Source organism: Pandoraea sp. B-6 (genome assembly GCF_000282835.1).
Lineage (GTDB): Bacteria > Pseudomonadota > Gammaproteobacteria > Burkholderiales > Burkholderiaceae > Pandoraea > Pandoraea cepalis.
Genome location: NZ_KB290501.1, coordinates 1 through 3626, shown reverse-complemented (window position 1 = coordinate 3626; position 3626 = coordinate 1). Strand labels below are relative to the sequence as shown.

2 protein-coding genes and 1 pseudogene are annotated in these 3626 nt (G+C 64.8%); all 3 read right to left on the bottom strand.

The window, feature by feature from the left end; genetic code table 11:
• Nucleotides 1-48 precede the first annotated feature (48 nt).
• The gene (locus tag A985_RS0105845) at nt 49-1608 is read right to left on the bottom strand and encodes a glucan biosynthesis protein (protein ID WP_017232467.1); all 1560 of its coding nucleotides are present in this window, start codon (nt 1606-1608) and stop codon (nt 49-51) included.
• 325 nt (nt 1609-1933) lie between these two features.
• On the bottom strand, nt 1934-2920 hold the full coding sequence (locus A985_RS24400; RefSeq protein WP_017232466.1) for an alpha/beta hydrolase: 987 nt from the start codon (nt 2918-2920) through the stop codon (nt 1934-1936).
• 247 nt (nt 2921-3167) lie between these two features.
• Nucleotides 3168-3626 (bottom strand): annotated as a pseudogene (locus A985_RS0105835) (MFS transporter); the annotation flags it as partial.

The following is a 3626-nucleotide window of genomic DNA, read 5'->3' as shown; positions in this document are numbered from 1 at the left end:
GCAGCCGGTCGACGTACAACTCGTCGACCGGAATGTCGGAACGGTCGCTCATTCGGGGGGTAACAGGTAGCTCCACGTTTCGGATAGGGTATTACTGCCGTTGCGCAGGTAAGCGCGCATTTCGACGGGTTTCTCGGCATCGAGGCGGCGCATGCGGAGCATGACGCGATAGCCTCCCGTGACGTCATTGCGCTGCGTCTGCACTTCGAGGATCTTGCCATTGCCATCGATGGATACGTTCCCTTCGACCTTGGCATCTTCCGGCAGTTTCTTGAGCGCCGGACCTTCGAAATCGAGCGCGAACAGCTGACTGTCGTCTGGTTTTCCCCGGTAGCCGTGCCCCCGCCGGCTTTGCGACACCCACGCCATCGGCGGGCGCTTGTCGTTGTCCTTCTGCCACGACAGCCGGTATTCGATCGAATACGGTTGCTTGGGCTTGGGCGGCGCATCCGGCACCCAATACGCCACGATATTATCGTTGGTCTCGTCGGGGGTCGGGATCTGCACCAACTCCACCCGGCCCGGCCCCCACTTGCCCTTGGGCTCGACCCAGGCGCTCGGGCGCGATTCGTAGCGATCCTCCAGATCCTGGTAGTCGCCGAAGTCACGGTCGCGCTGCTGCAGCCCAAATCCGGCCGGGTTCGTCAACGCGAAGGAAGAGACGAGCAGACGCTTCGGATTGACTAACGGACGCCAGATCCATTCGCCGGTGCCCGACTCGATGGACAGGCCATCCGAGTCATGCACTTCCGGACGATAGTCGGGCACCGCCGCGGGCTGGTTCTCGCCGAAGAAGAACATGCTCGTGAGCGGCGCGATGCCCAGCTTGGTGACGTTCTCACGCAGGAACAGTTCGGCCTTCACGTCCACCGTCGTATCGACGCCCGGACGCAGCGTAAAGCGATAGGCGCCTGTCGCACGCGGCGAATCGAGCAACGCGTAGATCGTCAGCTCCTTGGCGCCAGGGGCCGGACGCTGGATCCAGAACTCGGTGAAGCGCGGAAACTCCTCGCCGGAATTGAGCGCGGTGTCGAGTGCCAGCCCGCGCGCGGAAAAGCCGTAGGTCTGATTCTTGCCCAGCGCGCGGAAATAACTCGCACCGAGGAAGACCATCACTTCGTCCTTGTATTTCGGGGTGTTCACGGGAAAGTGGATGCGGAACCCCGCGAAGCCGAGCCCGCGCAACTGCTTGGGATCGACCTTCAGCGCGCCGAAATCGAACATGTCGGGGCTGTAGCGCAGTTCGCGCACACTGTTGCCGGCCAATTCGTGGATCTTCACCGGACGGTCGTAGTACGAGCCCTCATGGAAAAACATCAGCTCGAACGGCAGCTTTTGCGCACGCCACAGCGCCTTTTCGGGCTTGAAGCGGATATTGCGATAGCGATCGTACGAGAGGTTCTGCAGCGCCTTCGGCAGATTCGGATCCTTCGGCTTGTAGCGGCTGTTCGCAAGCGTGCGCGCCTGCTTGGCAACGTCGTCGAACGAGAAGGCATGCGCGGCGCCGCTGACCAGAGCGCACCCACTGAGTACGCCGGCGAGCGCCAGGCGCAAGGCACGGCGGGAAATCATGCGGGAAACGAAATTGAGCAGGAATTCCATCGGCATTGGAGATAGCGTGAAACGCGCGTGCCGACCGTAGCCAGCTTGCGCCGAACGCGCAATTTTACCCGCTCATTTGCCGATTGACGAAAGATACATCCGCAAAAGCTTCGAAGCGGGCACTCACATTATCTCAATCGTCCGCTGGGACACTGCTCCAGGCGCATCACAAATTTGTGACGATTTGTGACCGATAGGCAAAACGGAAGGCTTTCACCGCCTTTCCCGCCCTTTCCCACCCATTCCCCCTGCCCACACGGCCGATGCCGCAGCGGTTCTTCGATTGACGGCATCCGGTAGCGGCTCGCCCTCGGGCGGGCACGGGCCCGCGTTACTTCGCCTCGAATTTCACACCGGTCGCCGGCGTGGGGACGGCGCACCGTTGCGTGCGCACGTTGTCGAGAAACCGCTGGATCAGCGGCAGCACCTTGGCCTCGATGTCACCGTGACCATAGCCGAAACCGGCGAAATTGAAATGCGTGGCGCTGTCGACGACCGCTAGCCAGTGGCAACCGGCAGGCAGATCCGCGTAGGGCTCGGTGCGCGTCTGCCACTTGCCATCGAGTGGTGCGTCACGTGTGCCGGTCACCAACAGGACGGGCTTGCGAATGTCATGCCAGGCGCCCGACGGAAAGATCGGGCCGGGCCCCTGCGGGGAGAGCGCGATGTAGCCATCGAAACGGTCGTTGCTGTCGAGCCCGAGCTTGTTCTTCGCACCGGCCTCGATCATCACGGTGGCCGCCCCCATGGAGTGCCCCGCGAAGACGGCCGGTCCCGCGCGGCACTGCGTTCGCGCCCAGTGCAGCGCCGCCCCGGTGTCTTCGAGACGGTCACCGTAAGCTTCGGGATCCGTAGTGAGTGCCAGCAAACCGTCGCGCAATCCACCGCTGCGCACCCGATCGCGCAAGGAGTCGTGCCCGCTTTCCTTGTGAGCCATGGTCACGGTCAGCCACCCGTATTGCGAGAGCGCGCGGCCCAACCAGGAAAGCGCGTCGCGGTCGTCGCCCGCCCCGGGACTCAGCACCGCCACGCCACGACAGGCCAAGGAGGGCCGGAAGACATGAAGATTGGCATACGCCCCATCGCTGCGCGGCACACGCTGGTCGATGCCGGTCGGCGGCGAGGAAGCTTTCGGCGTGGAAACAGGCGCCGCGGTCGGTGCGGCGTCGAGGGTCGGATGCCGCGGCACGATCGTGTCCGCCGCCGCGGCCAGCGAGGGAAACGACGCGAGCAAGGCCACGCCGACACTGCAGGCACCGAGCGCGACGAGCATCGTCCCGAACGATCGACCCACGGCCCCGCGCGACATTCCGAGCATCCGTTCTCCCTTGGTATCCAGCGGTGCACGCGCCCGGCCGAATCCAGCCGATCGGCCAGGCATCACGGTCTCGCGCCGACGTCCCGCTGCGACATCACACGACGAACAATCTTAGCGCGGATTGCGTAGGGACTCCGCAGGAATTTTGCCTAAGGGATACGTGTCTCGCGTGCGCAACGCGCGAGAGGTGCGGCGCATACGCCGGGCGCGCGCTTCGAGTGAGCGTCGAGCGCGCATTCAGCGCGCCTCATGCGCGCTGAGGGTGACCGCCGGGCGTGTCGCGCGACAAGCGAAGCGCCGACGCATAGCCCGCGGGATCGAAGCGCCACGTCAGCGCGATCAACGCCACGTTGAGCATGATGAGTCCGATCCACGACGGCGTGAAGCTGCCCGTGCGATCGAGCACCGCGCCAGCGGCGAACGGCGCCAGCGCCGCGATGCAAAAGCCCACGCCCTGCATGAACGCCGCCAGCGCCGCCGCATGACGCGGATGCGCATGATGATCGAGCGCAAGCACGAGTCCAAGCGAGAAGGTGCCCCCCAACCCGAAACCGATGGCGCCGACACACGCCCACGCGGCGGCGACCGGTGCGAGCGCCAGCCCGATGAGTCCGCCAAGCGTGGACGCAAGCGCGAGCGTGAGCCAGCGACGGCGATCGGCGTGACGGCGCGCCAGCCAGGGCAGCGTCAGTGCGGCGGCGACCTG

Bases quoted from the DNA above. Each gene is read 5' to 3' on its own strand.
- A985_RS0105845 (WP_017232467.1), bottom strand. From the start codon at position 1,608: ATGCCGATGGAATTCCTGCTCAATTTCGTTTCCCGCATGATTTCCCGC.
- A985_RS24400 (WP_017232466.1), bottom strand. From the start codon at position 2,920: ATGCTCGGAATGTCGCGCGGGGCCGTGGGTCGATCGTTCGGGACGATG.